This window comes from Rhizobium atlanticum (assembly GCF_030182485.1).
Taxonomy (GTDB): Bacteria; Pseudomonadota; Alphaproteobacteria; order Rhizobiales; family Rhizobiaceae; genus Rhizobium.
In genome coordinates, this window is the sequence record NZ_JAQJCJ010000007.1 from 121,830 (window position 1) to 141,965 (window position 20,136).

The 20,136-nt window shown below is 62.7% G+C and carries 14 protein-coding genes; 11 read left to right on the plus strand and 3 right to left on the minus strand.

Going from position 1 to position 20,136, the window contains the following annotated elements; all coding sequences use genetic code 11:
• The 5 genes from PH551_RS12465 (at position 1) to PH551_RS12485 (ending at position 9,097) form a co-directional block, all read left to right on the plus strand.
• On the plus strand, positions 1-909 hold the full coding sequence (locus tag PH551_RS12465) for an amino acid--[acyl-carrier-protein] ligase (protein WP_285193221.1): 909 nt from the start codon (positions 1-3) through the stop codon (positions 907-909).
• A gap of 8 nt (positions 910-917) precedes the next feature.
• The gene (locus PH551_RS12470; protein ID WP_483315418.1) at positions 918-1,877 is read left to right on the plus strand and encodes a DUF1839 family protein; all 960 of its coding nucleotides are present in this window, start codon (positions 918-920) and stop codon (positions 1,875-1,877) included.
• A 16-nt stretch (positions 1,878-1,893) separates the two neighbouring features.
• A complete protein-coding gene (locus tag PH551_RS12475) occupies positions 1,894-4,374 on the plus strand; it encodes a glycoside hydrolase family 2 protein (protein ID WP_285193222.1) in 2,481 nt (826 codons plus the stop codon).
• 41 nt (positions 4,375-4,415) lie between these two features.
• A complete protein-coding gene (locus tag PH551_RS12480; RefSeq protein ID WP_285193223.1) occupies positions 4,416-5,594 on the plus strand; it encodes a glycosyltransferase family 4 protein in 1,179 nt (392 codons plus the stop codon).
• 191 nt (positions 5,595-5,785) lie between these two features.
• Positions 5,786-9,097, plus strand: coding sequence for an oligosaccharide flippase family protein (locus tag PH551_RS12485; protein ID WP_285193224.1), 3,312 nt, complete (start codon positions 5,786-5,788; stop codon positions 9,095-9,097).
• Positions 9,098-9,119: 22 nt separating this feature from the next.
• Here PH551_RS12485 and PH551_RS12490 read toward each other — a convergent pair whose 3' ends face one another.
• The 3 genes from PH551_RS12490 to PH551_RS12500 all read right to left on the minus strand — a co-directional run bounded on the left by PH551_RS12490 (position 9,120) and on the right by PH551_RS12500 (position 11,655).
• The gene (locus tag PH551_RS12490) at positions 9,120-10,298 is read right to left on the minus strand and encodes a glycosyltransferase family 4 protein (protein WP_285193225.1); all 1,179 of its coding nucleotides are present in this window, start codon (positions 10,296-10,298) and stop codon (positions 9,120-9,122) included.
• A 143-nt stretch (positions 10,299-10,441) separates the two neighbouring features.
• Positions 10,442-10,678: an Lrp/AsnC ligand binding domain-containing protein gene (locus tag PH551_RS12495; protein ID WP_003567502.1), complete on the minus strand. Its 237-nt coding sequence runs from the start codon at positions 10,676-10,678 to the stop codon at positions 10,442-10,444.
• 68 nt (positions 10,679-10,746) lie between these two features.
• A complete protein-coding gene (locus PH551_RS12500; RefSeq protein WP_285193228.1) occupies positions 10,747-11,655 on the minus strand; it encodes a LysR family transcriptional regulator in 909 nt (302 codons plus the stop codon).
• 101 nt (positions 11,656-11,756) lie between these two features.
• On the opposite strand from PH551_RS12500, the gene hglS reads away from it, so the two are divergent.
• The 6 genes from hglS to PH551_RS12530 all read left to right on the plus strand — a co-directional run bounded on the left by hglS (position 11,757) and on the right by PH551_RS12530 (position 20,125).
• Positions 11,757-13,169 carry a 2-oxoadipate dioxygenase/decarboxylase HglS gene (gene hglS / locus PH551_RS12505; protein WP_285193229.1) on the plus strand — a complete coding sequence of 471 codons (1,413 nt, stop codon included), beginning with the start codon at positions 11,757-11,759 and terminating at the stop codon, positions 13,167-13,169.
• A 66-nt stretch (positions 13,170-13,235) separates the two neighbouring features.
• The gene (locus PH551_RS12510) at positions 13,236-14,519 is read left to right on the plus strand and encodes an NAD(P)/FAD-dependent oxidoreductase (RefSeq protein ID WP_285193230.1); all 1,284 of its coding nucleotides are present in this window, start codon (positions 13,236-13,238) and stop codon (positions 14,517-14,519) included.
• Positions 14,520-14,564: 45 nt separating this feature from the next.
• Entirely contained in the window at positions 14,565-16,103 is a 1,539-nt protein-coding gene (gene amaB / locus PH551_RS12515; protein ID WP_285193231.1) for an L-piperidine-6-carboxylate dehydrogenase, read from the plus strand.
• 193 nt (positions 16,104-16,296) lie between these two features.
• Positions 16,297-17,319, plus strand: coding sequence for an iron ABC transporter substrate-binding protein (locus PH551_RS12520; protein ID WP_285193232.1), 1,023 nt, complete (start codon positions 16,297-16,299; stop codon positions 17,317-17,319).
• Between the two features lie 104 nt (positions 17,320-17,423).
• Positions 17,424-19,091 carry an ABC transporter permease gene (locus PH551_RS12525; protein WP_285193233.1) on the plus strand — a complete coding sequence of 556 codons (1,668 nt, stop codon included), beginning with the start codon at positions 17,424-17,426 and terminating at the stop codon, positions 19,089-19,091.
• Positions 19,088-20,125 (plus strand): ABC transporter ATP-binding protein, encoded by a 1,038-nt coding sequence (locus PH551_RS12530; RefSeq protein ID WP_285193234.1) that lies wholly within the window; start codon positions 19,088-19,090, stop codon positions 20,123-20,125. The genes PH551_RS12525 and PH551_RS12530 overlap by 4 nt, the downstream gene beginning before the upstream one ends.
• The last annotated feature ends 11 nt before the right edge of the window (positions 20,126-20,136 follow it).

The window sequence follows — 20,136 nt, forward strand, 5'->3', positions numbered from 1 at the left end:
ATGGATATGCAGACCTCGTTTCTGGACCGGCTCTTCGAGTCCGGCCTGCTGATCGATACCGGCGTTGACGGTCTCTATGGCCGCAGCGGCCAGTTCGAAGATGTCATCACAGCCTTCGAACGGCTGATCGACAGGTTCGGCGGTGCCGACGGCGCCGAGGCGATGCGTTTCCCGCCCGGCATGAACCGCGCGCTCTTCGAAAAGAGCGGTTACATGAAAAGCTTCCCGCAGCTTGCCGGCACGGTGCACAGTTTCTGCGGCAGCGAGCTCGACCATATGAGCCTGCTTGAATGCATGGAAGTCGGCGAGGACTGGACCAAGGATCAGCAGGCGACCGATATCGTGCTGACGCCGGCTGCCTGCTACCCGCTCTATCCGACGGTCGCCAAGCGCGGCGACCTGCCGAAGACGGGCGGCCTGTTCGATCTGCAATCCTATTGTTTCCGTCACGAGCCGTCCAAGGATCCGGCCCGCCAGCAGCTCTTTCGCATGCGCGAATATGTCTGCATGGGAACGGAGCAGCACGTCACCGATTTCCGTCAGAAATGGATGGACCGCGGTGTCGAGATGATGAAGCAACTCGGCCTCGATGTGACCATCGACGTTGCCAACGACCCCTTCTTCGGCCGCGCCGGCAAAATGATGGTCAACAACCAGCGCGACCAGAACCTGAAGTTCGAGCTGCTGATCCCGATTACCTCTAGGGCGAAGCCGACGGCCTGCATGAGCTTCAATTACCATCAGGACTCCTTCGGTCTGAAGTGGGGCCTCAATCTGGAAGACGGCAGCGTTGCGCACACCGCTTGCGTCGGCTTTGGCCTGGAGCGTATCGCGCTCGCCCTCTTCCATCATCACGGGCTCGACATGAAGCAGTGGCCAGCCAGCGTGCGGAAAACGCTGTGGGGCTGATGACGGCGATGACATCGGTCTTCCCGGCGATCAGTCCGGAAACCTACCGGCAGCATGCGCTGCATTCCGGCGAGCGCGCATGGCCGGAAACCAACTGCTATGTCGATCTCTGGATCGAGGTGCTGAACACCGCGGGCGTCGCGCCCGAGGCGATGCTGGGTTTCACCCTGGCGCAGGATTTCGAAGGCGATCAGTTCACCTTCTTCAAGGTGCCGCTCGAAGATCTCGAAGCGCTTTACGGCATCCGCGCGACCGAGCTTGCCATCTACGACCGTGTCGAACGGCATGTCGAAGTGCAGATCGCGCGCGGTCGTCTCTGCCTGATCGAGATGGATTCCTTCTACATGCCGGATACGCGCGGCACCTCCTATCGGCAGGAGCATGGCAAGACGACGGTTGCGGTCAACCGGCTTGATGTTGCGGCAAAGCGCGTCGAGTATTTTCACAATGCCGGCTATTTCCGCCTCGAAGGCGAGGATTTCGATGGGCTGTTCCAGCAGCAGCTGACGGAGAACGACCCGCCCTTCTTGCCCTATACGGAATTTGCCCGGTTTCCGGAAAAGCCCGCTGACGAAGCGCATCTGCGCGCGACCGCACGGCGGCTTGCGGGTTTTCACTTCGCCAGGCGTCCCCGCGAAAACCCGATCCGCGCCTTCGCGCGCGTCTTACCCCAACAGGTGGAAGCGGTGGCGGAGCGGCCGTTCGGCTTCTTCCACAAATACGCCTTCAACACGCTTCGACAGGTCGGCGCCAATTTCGAACTGGCGGCCGATCATCTGCTCTGGCTCTCTCCCGAATTTACGGCCGCCGCCGAGGATGCGCGACGCATTTCAGACGCGGCGAAGTCCGTGCAGTTCCAGCTTGCCCGCGCCGTTGCCCGCAGGAGGTTCGAGCCGCTGCAGGCAGCCCTTGATCCGGCCGCCGATGCATGGGATTCCATGATGGCATCGCTTGCGGAGCGAATCTGAAGCCGGAGATCAGACAATGCGGGGGCGTTTGGCAAGCATCGGAGCCCGGGAAAGCGTGCTTTCCGAAGGCTGGAATTTAATCCTGACGGAGCCGGGCGCCTGCGCCGTACCGCACGATATCCCTCTTTCCGCGCAGTTCATCCCTGCGCCCGTTCCCGGCACGGTTGCGGCAGCGCTTGAAAAAGCCGGGCTCTTCGATCGGGAAAATCCCGAACCGTTGAATACGAAGGACGCTTGGTATCTCTGCCGGCTTTTTGATGCCGAGCCCGGCGAAGCCATCCTGCGTTTCGGCGGGCTGGCCACGATCTGCAATGTCTTCCTCAACGGCCAGGAAATCCTCTTTTCCGAAAGCATGTTCACGGCGCATGAGCTCCCGGTGACGCTTTCGGGTGGCGACGAGCTGGCGCTCTGCTTCCGGGCGCTCGGCCCTCGGTTGTCCGAACCCGGTCCGCGTGCGCGCTGGCGGCCGCAGATGATCACGCCGGCGGGCCTGAAGAATTTCCGTACGACGCTGCTCGGCCATATGCCAGGCTGGTGCCCCGATATCCACGCCGTCGGGCCATGGCGGCCGATTTCATTGGTGCAACGCGATCCCAAATCGATCGACAATGTCTGCATCCGCGCGGTACTGGAGGAAAGCGGCGCCGGCCGGCTGAGCGTTTCCTTGCATAACAATGCAGAAGACCCGGCAATGCTGCTGCGCTGCGGCGGCATGGAACAGCCCTTCGAGAAGATCGGCGAAAATCATTATTCGGCTATCCTCAAGCTGTCCGACATTGAGCCCTGGTGGCCGCATACGCACGGCACGCCACGTCTCTACGATCTGACGCTGGTTTCCGCCGGCGAGGAATATTCGCTCGGCAGCACCGGCTTCCGGCGCATCGACGTCGACCGCGGTGCGGATGGCGAAGACTTCGCGCTCCTTGTCAACGGCGAGCGTGTCTTCTGCCGCGGCGCGGTCTGGACGACCGCCGATATTGCGCAGCTGCCGGGCGGGCGCGCGGATTATGAGCCGTTCCTGCGGCTTGCCTGCCAAGCCGGCATGAACATGATCCGCATCGGCGGCACCATGGCCTATGAGACGCCCGATTTCTTTGCGCTCTGCGACGAACTCGGTCTGCTCGTGTGGCAGGATTTCATGTTCGCCAATTTCGATTATCCGCGCAACGACAAGGCTTTCCTCGGCCATGTGCATGCCGAGGTTGAGGAATTCCTGCACGGTGTCCAGGCGTCGCCTTCGCTCGCGGTACTTTGCGGCGGCAGCGAGATTCATCAGCAGGCGGCGATGCTCGGCCTGCCCATGGAATTTTGGAGCGGACCGGTCACCGACGAAATCATCCCGGCGATCGCCGCGCGCATGCGTCCCGACGTGCCCTATGCGCCGAATTCGCCCTATGGCGGAGCGATGCCCTTTGCGCCCAATTCCGGCATTGCGCATTATTACGGGGTCGGCGCCTATATGCGGCCGATTGCCGATGCCCGCCGCGCCAATGTGCGCTTTGCCTCCGAAAGCCTCGCCTTTGCGCATGTGCCGCAGCAAAGGACGCTGCAGCGCCATCTCGACGTACCCGCCGTCCACAGCCCGCTGTGGAAGGCGCGTGTGCCCCGCGATCGCAGCGCATCGTGGGATTTCGAGGATGTTCGCGACTTTTATCTGGAGCTTCTCTACGACTTCGATCCGGCCCGGCTGCGCCGCGAAGATCAGGAACGCTATCTGGACTTTTCCCGTGCCGTGACCGGCGAGGTCATCGAAGAGACCTTCGCCGAATGGCGGCGCAAAGGCTCCGGCTGCAACGGAGCGCTCGTCTGGACGCTGCAGGACCTGCTGCCCGGCCCCGGCTGGGGCGTGATCGATTCCACCGGCGAACCGAAACCTGTCTGGTATGCGATGCGCCGAGCCTTCCGGCCGGTTCAGGCGATCTTCACCGATGAGGGAACCAACGGTCTCGACGTGCATGTCGTGAACGAGACCGACACCGACCTTGACCTGGAACTCGAGGTCGCCTGCCTGCGTGATGGAAAACAGCAGGTCGTCAGCGGCAACATGGCTTTCAAGCTGGCTGCAAGAAGCGCCGAACGCTTTGCCACCACCGCGCTGTTCGGCGCCTTCTTCGATACGACCTATGCCTTCCGTTTCGGCCCGCCGGCCCATGATGCCAGTGTGGCGCGCCTGCGCTCGCTCGCCGATGGCGTCGTTCTCGCGGAAAGCTTCCATTTCCCCTGCGGACGCGGAAAGGCCCTGCACGACGCCAGCATCGAGGCGTCACTCGGCAGAGACGGCGACAGCTGGGTCATCGATCTCAGGACCGACCGACTGGCGCAATCGGTGCATATCGACGTCGAAGGCTACAGAGCCGACGACGACTGGTTCCATCTTGCTCCCGGCCCGGTGCGGCGCGTGAAGCTCTCCGCGCTCTCCGGCACTGAGAGCGATGTTCCACCGACGGGCGAAATCAGAAGTCTTGGCAGTTCGCGTCGCATCGGGCTCACGGCCTGAGGCTCGCAGGGAACAATGCAAACTCACCGAAAGATCGCAATTTGAGAACGATATACCGCTATCTACGCGCCCATCTCCTGCAGCGGCTGATCCCGCGGTCGCGTCTCGCCTTCAATCCGCGCAAGCCGGTCGAAATCATCGGCTATTTCTCGATGCCCGTTGGTGTCGGTGAATCGGCAAGGCTTTGTGCCGGGGCGCTTTCGCAAGCGGGACGGGCGATTTCGCTCTCAGATGTCAGCACGCATCCGGATGAAAAATCCTTTGACGGCTGGGTGTCGTCGGACCTTCCGGCCGAACCGCCGGGAAGCCGTATCTGGCATCTCAACCCGCCGATGCTGCCGCGCGCCATCCTGAAGATGGGTGTCGCCAATTTCACCCGCGCCTTCAACATCGGCTATTTCGCCTGGGAGCTTGAAGTCGCGCCGGCGGAGTGGCGCAACGGGTTGCGCTACATGAATGCCGTCTTCGTACCCTCGGAATTCACCAGACGGACGATTGCACCGCTGACGGCGGCGCCCGTCATCGTGGTTCCGCATCCCGTCACCGAGAAGCCGGCCGCAGAGGGCATACGGGAGAAGTTCGGCATCGAGAAAGATGCCTTTCTCGTCAGCTTCATCTTCAGCGCCGGCTCCTCGATCAACCGGAAGAACCCGCAAGCCGTCATCGAAGCCTTCAGACTGTTCAGCGCCGAATGCCAGAGCGCCTTTCTGCTGATGAAGGCGAGCGGTGATATCGGCAAGGATCAGGGATTACGCGAACTGATTGCTTCGGTCGCTGGCGATAGCCGTATCCGGATCATCACCGACAAGCTCTCGAATGCCGAGATCAACGGCCTCATCCGCTCTTCCAATGCCTATCTCTCGCTGCATCGCTCGGAAGGTTTCGGGCTGACGGTTGCTGAGGCGATCATGCATCGTACCCCTGTCATATCAACCGCTTGGTCGGGCACGGAAGATTTCTGCGACCCCGAGAACAGCTGGCTGGTCGCCTCTCCCCTCATCCCTGTCGTCGATTCCCATCCTGAATTTGCGGGGCTGCCGGGCGCGGTTTGGGCGGATCCCTCTCCCGAAATCGCGGCTGCGCATCTCGGCGATATCTTCCGTGCGCCCGAGCGCGCACGAGAGAAGGCCGGCAAGGCGCGCGAGTTCCTGCTGCGCTACCTCGCAGAGAACAGTTATGAGAAGGCGCTCCAGAAGCTGGCGGCGATGCAGACGAGCTAAGGTGAGGTCACCACTCCGCTCTATTTTAACATTTTCGCATTAGTGATGACGGGCATGCGGCCGCAAAGCATGTTGCGCAAAAGTGTGCAGCGGTTTTGCGATAACGACATGCGTAAAACAAAAGCCTAAAGCGCGAGGAGCGAATCTGAAAGATCGCGACGCGCTTTAGGCTGATCCCCGCGGATGGACAGATGTCGAAGGGTATTATCGCAAATTCGGTGATGAATGCGGCGGCGGGCATGCTGCTGCTGCTGACGGGCTTCGTCTCTTCGATCATCACCGCGCGGCTGCTTGGGCCGGAGGCCAACGGCATCGTCGCCTTCTCGCTGTGGCTGGTGATGACGGGCGCCTCGATCGCCGAACTCGGCTCCAGCATCACGCTGCTGAAGACCCTGCCGCAGCTTTCAGCGGAGGGCTATGACGCGCGCCGCCGGCGAGGCTTTGCCGCCATCCTCGTCAGCTTTATGATGTTTTCGACAGTGCTGCTGCTGGCGCTCTACGCCCTGTTCTTCCTGACTTCGGAGGAGATGCACTGGGCAGAAACCGCGCCTTCCGTTGCGCTCGTCACCGGCGCGCTGTTTTTCATCCAGGCGATCGGATCTTTCGTCAAATTCTACCTGATCGGCGAAAAGAAGCTCGGCAGCTTCTTCAAGCTGACCGTCGCCGTCTCGATAATCCAGCTCGCCGGGGTCGCCACCGGCGCCGTGCTCTATGGCGTCGAGGGCGTTCTCGTCGGTTATGCGCTCGGCCAGCTCGTGCTGTTTTTCGCCACGCTGCCGATCCTTCTTACACGGCGCGACTGGTGCGGGGTCTCGCTGAAGTACCTCGCTTCCTCCTCCATCATCCTGTCGCTCCAGTTCATCATCGATTCCATCTTCCTCAACCGTCTCGAACTGCTCTTCCTGCAGCAGTTCTGGTCGGTGGAAATGGTCGGCTATTACGCCGTCGGCCTGTCGATTGCCAATATCGCGCTGCAACTGCCGATCCAGATGACCGGCAGCCTGCTGCCCTATTATTCCGAACGGCGGCACAGCAGCGACGATTCGACCTTGCCTGTCGAGGTCTTCGCCGCAGTCACCCGCAGCATGGCCTATATCGTGCTGCCGATGAGCCTCGGGCTGGCCGCCATCTCCAGCGAACTGGTGCTCGTCGTGTTCGGGGAAGCCTTCCGCCGCAGCGGCACGGTGGTCGCGCTGCTCGCGCTCGTCGCTCCCGCCTACACATTCATGCAGATCCTCAGCCTCTATCTGCTGTCGATGGACAAGGCCCGCTCCCGCCTCAACATCAGTGTGATAGGTGGCATCCTCATGGTAGCGGGTTGTTTACTGATCATACCTAGGCTTGCCGCCGAGGGGGCCGCAATCGTACGCATTCTCGTGTTCGTTGCGATGTCGGTGATGATGATCAGACAGACAGGATTCGGGTCCCAGCTTTCGGGTCTCTACGCAAGCCTGACGAAGGTGACGCTCGCCTCCGTTTTGTGCGCCTGCGCGGCGATTTCAGTGCTGGAATTCGTCCATGGCCCGATCGGTCTTATCTTCGCGATAATCGCCGGCACGATTGCGCATTTCGCCGCACTCCGAGTGCTGCGCGCCGTGCCCGTCGAGGATGTCGAGGTGATGCGTTCCATTGTCGAAAAAATGCCGTCGGCACTGCGGCGGCCGGTCAGCCGCGTAATCGACTTCATTGCACCGGGGCGCCCCGGCGATCCAGACCGCGCCAAGGTGGCGCCCGGCGAATTTTCGCCCGAACCGGCCGAAGGTGCCGGACGCAGCGCCGCCCTGCCCGTTGTCTTCGATGGGACGATCGGGCTGTTCATGCCTGAGAATCCTGAATCTGCCAAGCGCTCGGCCGCGGTCCTTTTCGTCAGTCCATGGGGCTTCGAGGAGATGTGCAGCCGCAAGTTCTTCCGGGTCGCGGCTGAACATTTCTCCGATATAGGCGTGCCCAGTCTGCGTTTCGATTATCGCGGCACCGGCGATGCGCTCGATTTTAGTGCGCTGCCGGCAAGGCTGGAAACCTGGGAAAACTCGATCCGCGCGGCGGCCGCCAAGCTGAAATCGCTTACCGGCTGCGACCGCATCATCCTGATCGGCCAAGGTCTCGGCGCGACCCTTGCCCAGCGGATCGGCTCCTCGATCGAGGGCGTCGATAGCCTCGTCATGCTGGCGCCGGTGCTGAGCGGCCGCGCCTATCTGCGTGAGCTCAACATGTGGTCGAAGATCATCGACGCCGATCTCGGCCTCGGCCATGAGCATGTGCAGGCTGCAAAGGTGCAGATCGCCGGGCTCGTCATGCCGGAAGAGATCGCCGCCGAGCTCGGCAAGCTCAACATCGTCGCGCCGCAGGGGCTGGCGGCGTCCCGCTATCTGATCCTCGAACGCCCTGTTAGGGCCGAAGATACTGGCTTTGCCGATGCGCTGCAGGCGCTTGGCGCCAATGTCGAGCAGAAAGTGTTCGACGGCTATGACGAACTCGTCACCAATCCGCTCTTCGCCAAGACACCCATGGCTGTGGTCGAGCTTTTGACGGCCTGGCTGAAGACCGCGACCGCGGAGACATGCGCCGTTCATTCGCCGGCCGCGATCGAAACCATCCCGCTTGCCGGCGACGGTTTCCTGGAAACGCCGGTGCGTTTCGGAAGTCACGATCATCTGGTCGGTGTCGTCAGCCGACCGCTTGGCGAGATCAGGGGCAATGCCGTGCTCTTCCTGTCGACCGCCTATGACCGGCATGCCGGCTGGGGACGGACGACGGTGGACATGGCACGCGAACTCGCGCGCCATGGCGTCGTTTCGCTGCGCTTTGATTCCGCCAATGTCGGCGACAGCCCGCCGCGGCCGGATGCGCCGGAGCAGGTGCTGTATTCGATGACGCAGACCGCCGATGCGATCGCCGCTCTCGATCTGCTCGAAAATGTCGTTGCTGGCCCTATCATGGTCGCCGGCCGCTGCAGCGGCGGCTATGTAGCTTTCCGCGCCGGCGTCGCCGACGAGCGGCTGAAGGCGGTCGTCTCGATCAATCCCTTCGTCTATTACTGGGATCCGAAGGTGCCGGTGCGCCGCGAGCATGTCGTCTCCGTTCCCCGCAGCCTCGACGATTACGGCCAGCGCCTGGCGCGGCTCGACACGTTGAAGCGGCTGCTGCGCGGTCAAGTCGACGTCGTGTCTGCGCTGCGCAATATCGTCATCGCCGGTGGCCGGCGGCTGTCGCCCTTCGTCGCGCCATTGCTCGAACTGCTTCCCGACCGGCGCCATACTGCCCGTGAGGTCCGGCAGTCCTTCGCGCTGTTCGGCAAGCGAAAGGTGCCGCTGACACTGATCTACAGCGAAGGCGACGTCGGCCTCGACCATGTCTATTTCCATTTCGGCCCGCGCGGCGCCAGGCTTTCCCGCTATCCAAACGTGCGGCTGCTGATGCTGCCGGATGCCGACCACAATCTGACGCCGCCGCAATCACGCAAATTCGTCCTCGACGAGATCATTCGTCTTGCGCGGGCGTAAGCGGATCTTCTGTCGGGGTAGGTCAGCGGCTTTCCGCGGCGGCGATATCAAGCGATCTGTAGAGATCGATGTAACGCCCGGCGACGATATCCCAGGAATAGCCGCGCACGGCGTCGAGAAGCTCAGAGCGAAGGACATCCGGTCGGCCCGCAAGGCTGTCATAGGCCGATTCCACGGCGGTCGCGGCACTCTCCGGACTGGTGAAATCGGCAAGCCTGATGACGCGGTGCCGATCGGCGAGCGTCTGAAAGGCGTCGTTGGCGTTCAGCACCGGCAGCAGGCCGGCACTCATCGCCTCCAGCGCGACCAGGCCGAAACCCTCATATTCCGAAGCGGAGGCGAAGAGCGAAGCCGCAGTGATGATCCGGCGGATGGTCTCATTGTCTGGCGACACATGCAGGGTGACGCGGCCGGTCAGGTCCCGGCTTTCGATCTCGCCTTCGATATCCACCCGGTTCAGGTCGGATTCGGCCCCGACAATGTCGAGATGCCATTCCGGATCGCGGCTCTTCAGAACTGCTATCACGTCGAGCAGATGGTCCAGCCGCTTGTTCACTGAAAATCGGCCGATGGTGACGATGCGGCGTCTTGCGCGACGCGAGGCGGTGTCGGCGAACTTGCCGACATCGGCGCCGTTCTCGACCAGCACGCTGTCCGGCACGATTTCGGAAAACTGCTTGAGATCGGAGGCGCTGCAGCAAACCACACGGCGATAGGCCCTCGCTGAGGCGCGGGTCAGCGTGCGGAACCATATCTTCTTGATCGCCGCATATTTCCGGGTGTGGAAGAAACCGCCATGGGTGGTGACGATCATCGGTTTGCGGTGCAGCATCCGGCCCCAGGCGAGCGCATCGAAGAAGAAGTCGATGGCATGGACATGCACGAGATCGGCGTCGCCGAGATGGCGAAAAACCTGCGGCGCCAGCGGATAACGACTGCTGCCGGACCACGGAATGCGCACCACCTCGATACCGTCGATATTTTCGCGCGACGGCAGCCTGTCCTCTGGCGCGGTAAACAGGGAGTTCAGCGTAACGACACGGACACGATAGCCACGCCGAAGGGTCTGGCGGCTGAGATTGGCGACGACGTCTTCCAGGCCGCCGCGATTGGGCAGGAACTGGCGCACGACATGGACGATCAGCGGAGCCGTTTGCGGCTGCGGATTCTCGCGCACCCTGTCTGCCTCGACGATCGCCATTTTCTACCTATCGCTGCGTATGCCAAACGCGTGTTGACGCGGATTTATAGCAACGACCAGTTATCTCAGGCGTTAAGGCGTGGTTTCAGCGACGTCCTGCGGAGGCGATTCTTCGCAACAGGGTTAATCGTGTCTGACGGTGTTCAGAAGGCTTTGAAGGTGAGGGTCGTCAGCGACCGGACGATGCCAGGAATGTTGGCGATATTGTCGTTGATGAACTTGCCGATGTCCTGGCCTTCCTCGATATAGACCTTCAACAGCAGGTCGTAATCGCCGCTCGTTGAATAGAGCTCCGAGACCAGCTCGGTCTGGTAGATGGCGTCGGCGACCTCATAGGTCTTGCCGGGGGCGCATTGGAGCTGGACGAAGATCGGTTTCATGGAGATTTCCTGCAAAGTTGTTTGGCGCGCATAATGGTCGAAAGCGCCATGCCGATGCAAGCCGTTCCTCACACGGTCCCTCCGGCCGCCGCTTCGGCGACGATCCAGTCGCGAAAGGCGGCAAGCGGCGCATAATCGGCGCGCTCGCTGGGACAGGCGAGATAATAGCGCTCGCGGCTCTCCATCTCCCGGTCGACGGCGGCGACGAGATCGCCGCGCTTGAGTTCTTCATGCATCAGGAATGTCGGCAACAGGGCGACACCGAGGCCGGCGATCGCCGCTTGCGCTGCGGTGGCGAACTGATCAACGAGCATACCGTGCACGCTTTCGAAGGAAACGCCGTTGCCGGCGAACCATTGCTCCCAGGCATCGGGGCGCGTGGTCAGATGCAGGAGTGGAACGGCAAGCAGGTCCTCTGGCTGCGAAATCCTGCGCTGTTTCAGAAAATCAGGGCTGCAGGCCGGCACCGTACGCTCCGACATCAGCAAGGTGAGTTCCGCGCCAGGCCAGTGCGGGTGGCCGAAATGGATCGCGGCGTCAATCGAATCGAGCCGGAAGTCAAAGGGCGAAAGACGAGTCGCGAGATTGATCGTTACGCCGGGATTGGCGCTGAGAAAGCGCCCCAAGCGTGGCGCCAGCCAGCGCGTGCCGAAGGTCGGCAGGATGGCGAGAGTGAGCGTGCCGCCGTAGGGGTTGGCGCGCAGGTTCAACGAGGCGCTCGAGATCCGGCGCAGCGCCTCGCGAATCTCGCGGGCGTAACCGTCGCCGGCCAGCGTCAGCCGCATGGTCCGGCGTTCACGCAAGAAGAGCTCGACTCCAAGCTGCTCCTCCAACGCGCTGACCTGACGGCTGACGGCGCTCTGTGTCAGGTCGAGTTCGCGCGCCGCCGCCGTCACGCTGCCTGTGCGGGCGACCGCCTCGAAGGCGGCGAGATGTGTAATCGACGGCAGAAAACGCCTTGAAGCGAGCATGATCATTCCGTTTCAGAATGAGCTATTTCCGAAATGTCGATATTTCTGCCTTTGCGGTGCTTGTAAAGGGTTTCATCCTGCAAAATCGGAATGAGCCGGAGCCTTAGATGCCACAAGCCTTCATTTCAACAGATCGTATCCGCTCGCTCTTCACCGACGCGATGTCGCAGATGTACCGGACGGAGGTGCCGCAATATGGCACGCTGATCGAGCTCGTGGCGGATGTGAATGCCGGTTGCCTCGAAAGCAATCCGGATCTGCGCGAGCGCCTGGCCCGCGCCGGCGAGCTGGAACGCATCGATGTCGAGCGTCACGGCGCCATCCGCCTCGGTACGGCGGAAGAGCTTTTCACCATCCGCCGGCTGTTTGCCGTCATGGGCATGCAGGCGGTCGGCTATTACGATCTTTCGGTCGCCGGCGTGCCGGTTCATTCCACCTGCTTCCGTCCGATCGACGAGGCGGCGCTCAACATCAATCCGTTCCGCGTCTTCACCTCGCTGCTGCGCCTGGAACTGATCGAGGATGAAGGCCTGCGGCGGGAGGCCGAGGCCATTCTGGCCAAGCGGCGCATCTATACGCCGCGTGCCATCGCGTTGATCGAGCGTCACGAGCAGAATGGCGGCCTGACCGAGGCGGAAGCGACTGAATTCGTCGCCGAGGCGCTTGAAACCTTCCGTTGGCACGGCGAAGCCACCGTCAGTGCCGAAACCTACAAGCGCCTGCACGACGCGCATCGGCTGATCGCCGATGTCGTCAGCTTCAAGGGGCCGCACATCAACCACTTGACGCCGCGCACGCTCGATATCGATGCGGTGCAGGCCCGCATGCCGGAACGCGGCATCACTCCGAAAGCAGTCATCGAAGGGCCGCCGCGCCGGCAGTGCGATATCCTGCTGCGGCAGACGAGCTTCAAGGCGCTGGAGGAGGCGATCGTCTTCTCGGGTGACGAGGGTGCGGTCCAGGGCACGCATACCGCCCGCTTCGGCGAGATCGAACAGCGCGGCGTGGCGTTGACGGCCAAGGGCCGGGCGCTCTACGACCGACTGCTTGCCTCGGTTCGCGGCGAAGTGCAGGTCGGCGCCGGCGGCTCCAAAGCCGGCGCCTATGACCAGGAACTGGCTGAGCGCTTCAAGGCGCTGCCGGACAGCTGGGATGAGCTGCGCAGCCAGGATCTCGCCTTCTTTCGTTATTCCGCCACGCCCGCGGGCATTGCCGCCGCGATCGCCGGGACCTTGCCGCGCGATCCCGAAGCGCTCCTCGCCAAGGGCTATCTCGCTTTCGCGCCGATCGTCTATGAAGACTTCCTGCCCGTCAGCGCGGCCGGCATCTTCCAGTCGAATCTCGGCACCGATCAGCAGCAGAATTATGCGATGCGATCGAACCGCGACGCCTTCGAGACCGCACTCGGAGCGACCGTTCAGGACGAGCTGGCGCTTTACGCGGAACGGCAGGCCGCATCGCTGGATGCCGCGATGAAGGCGCTCGGGCTCGCAGGCCTGCAGCTGAGGACCGTTGCGTGAAATCACCGCTTCAACCGCTGTTCTTATGCGCTAGAGTACACCGGTTTCATCCGATCGGACTGTGCCATGCTGAATGATCCGCGCTCCCACGGCCTCTGGGAAAAGACCGCAGGCGAACCGCCGGCGACCTCGCCTCTCCAAGGCGCGGTATCGGCCGACGTCGTCATCGTCGGTGGCGGCTATACCGGTCTCTCCGCTGGCCTGCATCTCGCCGAGGCCGGTTCGAAGGTGGTGCTGCTGGAGGCGAAGGAGATCGGCTTCGGCGGTGCGGGGCGCAATGTCGGTCTGATCAATGCCGGCATGTGGGTGATGCCCAACGACCTCCCCGGTGTGCTCGGCCCAGTCCATGGCGAACGGCTGCTCGATTTGCTCGGAAATGCGCCGAAGCTCGTCATGGAACTGATCGACAAACATGGGATCGCCTGCGAACTCGAGCGCAACGGCACGCTGCACTGCGCCGTCGGCGCCGAGGGGCTGAAGGAGATCGAGGAGCGCGCGGCGCAATGGTCCGCGCGTGGCGCGCCCGTGAAACTGCTCGATGCGGCGGAGACGGCCAAACGCATCGGCAGCGATGCCTATGCCGGTTCGCTGCTCGATCTGCGTGCCGGCACACTGCAGCCGCTTGCCTATGCACGCGGCCTCGCCCATGCCGCCGTCAAGGCAGGCGTCGCCATTCATACATCGAGCCCCGTGACCGCAACGGAGCGACAAGGCAGCCGCTGGGCCGTGAAGACGGACGGCGGCGAGACCAGCGCAGACTGGATCATCGTTGCGACCGATGCCTACAGCACAGGCCCCTTCGAGCAGGTGCGCAACGAGCAGGTTTACCTGCCCTATTTCAATTTCGCCACCGCACCGCTCGGCCACAATCTTCGTCAGTCGATCCTGCCGGGCCGGGAAGGCGCGTGGGACACCAAGGACATTCTATCCTCCTTCCGCATGGATCGGGCTGGGCGCCTCGTCTTCGGCAGCGTCGGCGCGCTGCGCAATACCGGCCTTGCGGTGCACAAGGGCTGGGCTAAGCGCGCCCTGAAGCGGCTCTTTCCCGTTATCGGCGATGTCGAGTTCGAATGCGAATGGTATGGCCAGATCGGCATGACCGACAATGCGCTGCCGCGCTTCCACAAATTCGCCCCCAATGTCATCGGCTTTTCGGGCTATAATGGCCGCGGCATAGCCCCGGGCACGGTCTTCGGCCGCACATTGGCCGAGCATATTCTCGGCCGGCTAGCCGAGGCCGATCTGCCGCTGCCGCTGACGTCACCCACCGAGCCGAGCTTTCGTGCGCTCAAGGAACTATGGTACGAAGCCGGCGCTCAGGTCGCCCATTTCGCCGATGCCCGCCTCTGAGAACCGACAAGCGCTTCTGAGAACAATAAGATTGGAAACACGACAATGACCATCGCCGTCCTCGATCTCGCCACCGAAACCGCCAAGCTGCTTGCCGAACTCGGCGTCGATGCCGGCCGCTATCAGGGCGGCACGCTGTCCGTCTCCTCGCCCGTCACCGGCAAGGAGATCGGCAGACTGAGAGAAAATTCCGTTTCCGAAACGAAAGCGGCGATCGAAGAGGCGCACAAGGCTTTCCTGGAATGGCGTAATGTGCCGGCGCCGAAGCGCGGCGAGTTGATCCGCCTGCTCGGCGAGGAGCTGCGTGCCGCCAAGACGGCGCTCGGCCGCCTCGTCTCGATCGAAGTCGGCAAGATCACCTCCGAGGGCCTCGGCGAGGTTCAGGAGATGATCGACATCTGCGATTTCGCTGTTGGCCTGTCGCGCCAGCTCTATGGCCTGACGATCGCCACCGAGCGCTCGGAGCACCGGATGATGGAAAGCTGGCACCCTCTCGGCGCGATCGGCATCATTTCTGCCTTCAACTTCCCGGTCGCCGTCTGGTCGTGGAATGCAGCGCTGGCGATGGTCTGCGGCAATTCCACCGTCTGGAAACCCTCGGAAAAGACGCCACTGACCGCCCTTGCCGTGCAGGCGCTGTTCGAAAAGGCCCTGAAGCGCTTCGTCGCCGAGGGCGGCAAGGCGCCGGCCAATCTATCCACCCTGATCATCGGCGGCCGTGAGGTCGGCGAGGTGCTGGTCGACCACCCGAAAATCCCGCTGGTTTCCGCCACCGGCTCGACGGCCATGGGCCGCGCCGTCGGCCCGCGCCTGTCGCAGCGTTTTGCCCGCGCCATACTCGAACTCGGCGGCAACAATGCCGCGATCGTCTGCCCGAGCGCCGACCTCGACCTGACGCTGCGTGGCGTCGCCTTCTCCGCCATGGGCACGGCCGGCCAGCGCTGCACGACACTGCGCCGTCTCTTCGTCCATGAAAGCGTCTACAACAAGCTGGTGCCGCGCCTGCAGAAGGCCTACGGCTCCGTCACCATCGGTAATCCGCTGGAGACCGGCACACTGGTGGGCCCGCTGATCGACGGTCAGGCTTTCGAGAAGATGCAGGCGGCGCTCGGCGAGGCAAAGGCGGCCGGCGGCAAGGTGACCGGCGGCGAACGCGTCGACAATGGTTCGGCCGATGCCTTCTACGTTCGCCCGGCGCTGGTCGAAATGCCCGATCAGATCGGCCCGGTCGAGCACGAGACCTTCGCGCCCATTCTCTACGTCATGAAATACAGCGATTTCAATGCGGTGCTGGACTTGCACAATGCCGTGCCGCAGGGATTGTCGTCGTCGATCTTCACCAACGACATGCGCGAGGCGGAAACCTTCGTTTCGGCGCGCGGCTCGGATTGCGGTATCGCCAACGTCAACCTCGGGCCTTCGGGCGCCGAAATCGGCGGCGCCTTCGGGGGCGAAAAAGAGACCGGCGGCGGACGCGAATCCGGCTCGGATGCGTGGAAGGCCTATATGCGCCGCGCCACCAACACGATCAATTACGGCAGCACGCTGCCGCTTGCGCAAGGCGTCAAGTTCGACGTCGAATAAGCACAATCTCAACAAAGGCGACACTGGGCCCACCGTCGCCTTTTTGGCTCGATCGAGATTTATTCCCTCGCAATCTGAAATATTGGGTCAAAATTTTGTGATGCTTTTTTCTCAGCGACGAAACTTGAAATGAACAGTCAGGAAAAATATACGCCTCTTACCCTGTTGGGGTGACATCGCCATGGAGGCCCTCATGATAACTGCTGTTAACCGTTTTTCCCACGTGCTGGCGCTCGCCGCTTCGCTTCTCTCCACCACGGTGCTCGCAGGCAGCGCCAATGCGCAGGATGAAGGTCTCGTCGTCTACAATGCGCAGCACGAAAGCCTGGGCCGCGAGTGGATCGATGCCTTTACCAAGGAGACCGGCATCAAGGTCACCATGCGCCAGGGCGGCGACATGCAGTTCGCCAACCAGATCATTCAGGAAGGCGACGCATCCCCCGCCGATGTTTTCCTGACCGAGAATTCGCCGGCCATGACGCTGGTCGACGGCGCCGGCCTCTTCGCCCCGGTCGAAAAGGAAACACTGGATCAGGTGCCGGAGCAGTATCGTCCGGCCGACGGCATGTGGACCGGCATTGCCGCCCGCTCTACCGTCTTTGCCTATGACAAGACGAAGCTCAGCGAAGACAAGCTGCCGAAGTCGCTGCTCGACCTCGCCGACCCCGCCTGGAAGGGCCGCTGGGGTGCATCGCCCGCCGGCGCCGACTTTCAGGCCATCGTCGCGGCGCTGCTGCAGCTGAAGGGTGAAGATGCCACCAAGGCATGGCTGAAGGGTCTCAAGGACAATGCGACGCCCTACAAGGGCAACAGTGTTGCCATGAAGGCGGTCAATTCAGGTGAAGTCGAAGGCGCGGTCATCTATCACTACTACTGGTTCGGCGATCAGGCAAAGACCGGCGAAAACAGCAAGAATGTCGGCATGCATTACTTCAAGAATCAGGATCCGGGCGCTTTCATCAGCGTTTCGGGCGGCGGCGTCCTGAAGTCCACGCAGCACATGAAGGAAGCGCAGGCTTTCCTGAAATTCGTCACCAGCAAGGCAGGCCAGGCGGTTCTGAAGAACGGCTCGTCCTATGAATATGCCGTCGGCAAGGACGCCCCTTCCAATGACAAGCTCGTTCCGCTTGCCGATCTCAATGCTCCGAAGGTGGAAGCCTCGACGCTGGACAGCAAAAAGGTCGTGGAACTGATGACAGCGGCAGGTCTGATTTAGGCTCTCTACGTGTCGTAGCGCTTATGCGCGATAGGCTCCGGCCTTTCTGCCGCAGGCTTGCAGCAGCCAAAACTATTGCTTTTGGCTCAAGAAAACCTTAGGGCATGACGGGATCGGGCAACTGTCTTTCCAAGACGGTTGCCTTCCTTTTTCAGCGTACGAAGGCATCGGCCTTGCTGCAGGACAACAGATTTTTCGTCGCCGGCAACGAGGCGCCGGTCGCGCCGAAGCGCGCGCGAATGCTTTTGCCGCGCCGGCGCATGCCGCACGCGCCCATGATGCTACTCGCCACCGTCATCGCGATCTTCAGTCTCGTGCCGCTCGGCTTCATCGGCTGGATAACTTACGATGTTGGCTGGGAGACGGTGAAAACACTCGTCTTCCGGGCCCGTGTCGGCGAACTCCTCATCAATACGGTTCTTTTGGAATCAATCACCATCCCGCTGTCGATCGCGCTGGCCGTGACACTTGCCTGGCTGACCGAACGAACGGACATTCCGTGCGCCAAGCTCTGGGCCTGGCTGGCGATCGCGCCGCTCGCGGTACCGGCCTTCGTGCACAGCTATGCCTGGGTCAGCCTTATCCCCGGCATGCGCGGCCTTGAGAGCGGCGTCTTCGTTTCTGTCCTCGCTTACTATCCCTTTCTCTATCTGCCGGTTGCCGCAGCGTTGCGCCGTCTCGACCCGGCCATCGAGGATGCCGCCGCTTCCCTTGGTCTCGACCCCTGGCGCGTCTTCTTCCGAACCGTGCTGCCGCAGTTGAGGTTTGCCATTTGCGGCGGGTCGCTGCTGATCGCGCTGCACCTGCTGTCGGAATACGGCCTGTTCGTCATGATCCGGTTCGACACTTTCGCCACCGCGATCGTCGACCAGTTCCAATCCTCCTACAACAGCCCGGCCTCCAACATGCTCGGCGGTGTACTCGTTGCCTGCTGCCTTTTCCTGCTTGGCCTCGAAGTGCTGCTGCGCGGCAACGAACGTTATGCCCGCGTCGGTTCCGGCTCGCCGCGTCCGGCCGATCGCCGGCGTCTCGGCTGGTTCGTGGGGCTGGCCATCCTGCTGCCTGTTGTCCTGGCGATGCTGACGCTCGGCGTGCCGTTGCTGACACTCGGCCGCTGGCTCTATCTCGGCGGCAGCGAGATCTGGCGCATCGAAGTCGGCACCGCCTTCCTGCAGACGATGGCGCTCGCTATGGCCGGCGGCGTGCTGGCGACGATTGCCGCAGCCCCCATGGCCTGGCTTTCCGTGCGCGCGCCCGGCCGCTTTCAGCGCCTGCTCGAAGCCTGCCACTATTATGTCGGCTCGCTGCCCGGCGTCGTCGTGGCGCTGGCGCTGGTGACGATAACCGTTCGTATCGTGCTGCCGCTCTATCAGACCTTCGCAACGCTGCTCGTCGCCTATGTGATGCTTTTCCTGCCCCGGGCCATGGTCGGCCTGCGCGCCAGCATCGCCCAGGCGCCGGTGGAGCTGGAGCGCGCCGCGATGGGCCTCGGCCGCACCCCCGGCCAGGCTGTGCGGCAGATCACCATGCGGCTTGCCGCACCGGGGGCCGCTGCCAGCATCGCCCTGACCGCACTTGGCATTACCAATGAACTCACGGCGACGCTGATGCTCTCTCCAAACGGCGTCGATACGCTGGCGACGAAATTCTGGTCGCTGACGAGCGAGATCGATTATGTCTCCGCCGCCCCTTACGCCGTCATGATGGTCGTGCTGTCGCTGCCGCTCACCCTGACGCTTTATACGCAATCGAAACGGACCGCCGGCCAATGACGCTGCTTACGATCGAAAACATCAGCAAGCGCTACGGGCCTGTCCAGGCGCTGAAGGATATTTCGCTCGATGTCCAGGCCGGCAGCCGCACAGCCGTCATCGGCCCGTCCGGCTCGGGCAAGACGACCCTGCTGCGCATCATCGCCGGCTTCGAGCAGGCCGATGCCGGCAGGGTGACATTGGATGGCGACGTGCTGGCCGATGGCCTGGCGGCGGTGCCGGCCCACAAGCGGGGCATCGGCATCGTCTCCCAGGATGGCGCGCTGTTTCCACACTTGAGCGTGGCTGAAAATATCGGCTTCGGCTTCGAACGGGGTGCTGCCGATCGTGAGCGGCGCATCGCCGAACTGCTCGATATGGTCGAGCTCGACCGCGGCATGCTGGCGCGGCGCCCGCACCAGCTCTCCGGCGGGCAGCAGCAGCGCGTGGCGCTCGCCCGCGCGCTTGGTCGCAAGCCGCGGCTGATGCTGCTCGACGAACCATTCTCGGCGCTCGACACCGGCTTGCGGGAAAACATGCGCAAGGCTGTCGCGCGCGTCCTCCAGGCGGCCGGCATTACCGCGGTTCTCGTGACGCACGATCAGGAAGAGGCACTGAGTTTTGCCGATCAGGTCGCGGTCCTGAGGGAAGGGCGGCTGATCCAGGCGGGTTCGCCGCAAACGCTATATCTGCATCCAAAAGACCGCGAGACGGCGCTGTTCCTCGGCGATGCGGTGCTGCTTCCGGCCATCATCCGGAACGGTCTTGCCGACTGCGCCCTCGGCCATGTCGCCGTCGAAGGCAACCGCCAGGGCAAAGCGGAAATCATGCTGCGGCCCGAGCAGATTCGCGTCATTGCCGGGGAAAGCGATCGCGACTACGGCGGACGGGTTGTCGAGGTGGAGTTCGGCGGCGCGGTCTGCACGGTCGCCGTCTCGCTCGATGGCGTTGCCCTGCCGCCGATCCGGATCAAAACCTCGAGCGTCGCCCTTCCCACGCGAGGCGATCTCGTGCGCCTGGATATATCGGGCAAGGCACACGTCTTCGATCGCTGAGCATAATCCGT

Coding starts and splice junctions, on each gene's coding strand:
- PH551_RS12465 (WP_285193221.1), top strand. CDS start 1: ATGGATATGCAGACCTCGTTTCTGGACCGGCTCTTCGAGTCCGGCCTG.
- PH551_RS12470 (WP_483315418.1), top strand. CDS start 918: ATGACATCGGTCTTCCCGGCGATCAGTCCGGAAACCTACCGGCAGCAT.
- PH551_RS12475 (WP_285193222.1), top strand. CDS start 1,894: ATGCGGGGGCGTTTGGCAAGCATCGGAGCCCGGGAAAGCGTGCTTTCC.
- PH551_RS12485 (WP_285193224.1), top strand. CDS start 5,786: ATGTCGAAGGGTATTATCGCAAATTCGGTGATGAATGCGGCGGCGGGC.
- PH551_RS12490 (WP_285193225.1), bottom strand. CDS start 10,298: ATGGCGATCGTCGAGGCAGACAGGGTGCGCGAGAATCCGCAGCCGCAA.
- PH551_RS12495 (WP_003567502.1), bottom strand. CDS start 10,678: ATGAAACCGATCTTCGTCCAGCTCCAATGCGCCCCCGGCAAGACCTAT.
- PH551_RS12500 (WP_285193228.1), bottom strand. CDS start 11,655: ATGATCATGCTCGCTTCAAGGCGTTTTCTGCCGTCGATTACACATCTC.
- hglS (WP_285193229.1), top strand. CDS start 11,757: ATGCCACAAGCCTTCATTTCAACAGATCGTATCCGCTCGCTCTTCACC.
- PH551_RS12510 (WP_285193230.1), top strand. CDS start 13,236: ATGCTGAATGATCCGCGCTCCCACGGCCTCTGGGAAAAGACCGCAGGC.
- amaB (WP_285193231.1), top strand. CDS start 14,565: ATGACCATCGCCGTCCTCGATCTCGCCACCGAAACCGCCAAGCTGCTT.
- PH551_RS12520 (WP_285193232.1), top strand. CDS start 16,297: ATGATAACTGCTGTTAACCGTTTTTCCCACGTGCTGGCGCTCGCCGCT.
- PH551_RS12525 (WP_285193233.1), top strand. CDS start 17,424: ATGACGGGATCGGGCAACTGTCTTTCCAAGACGGTTGCCTTCCTTTTT.
- PH551_RS12530 (WP_285193234.1), top strand. CDS start 19,088: ATGACGCTGCTTACGATCGAAAACATCAGCAAGCGCTACGGGCCTGTC.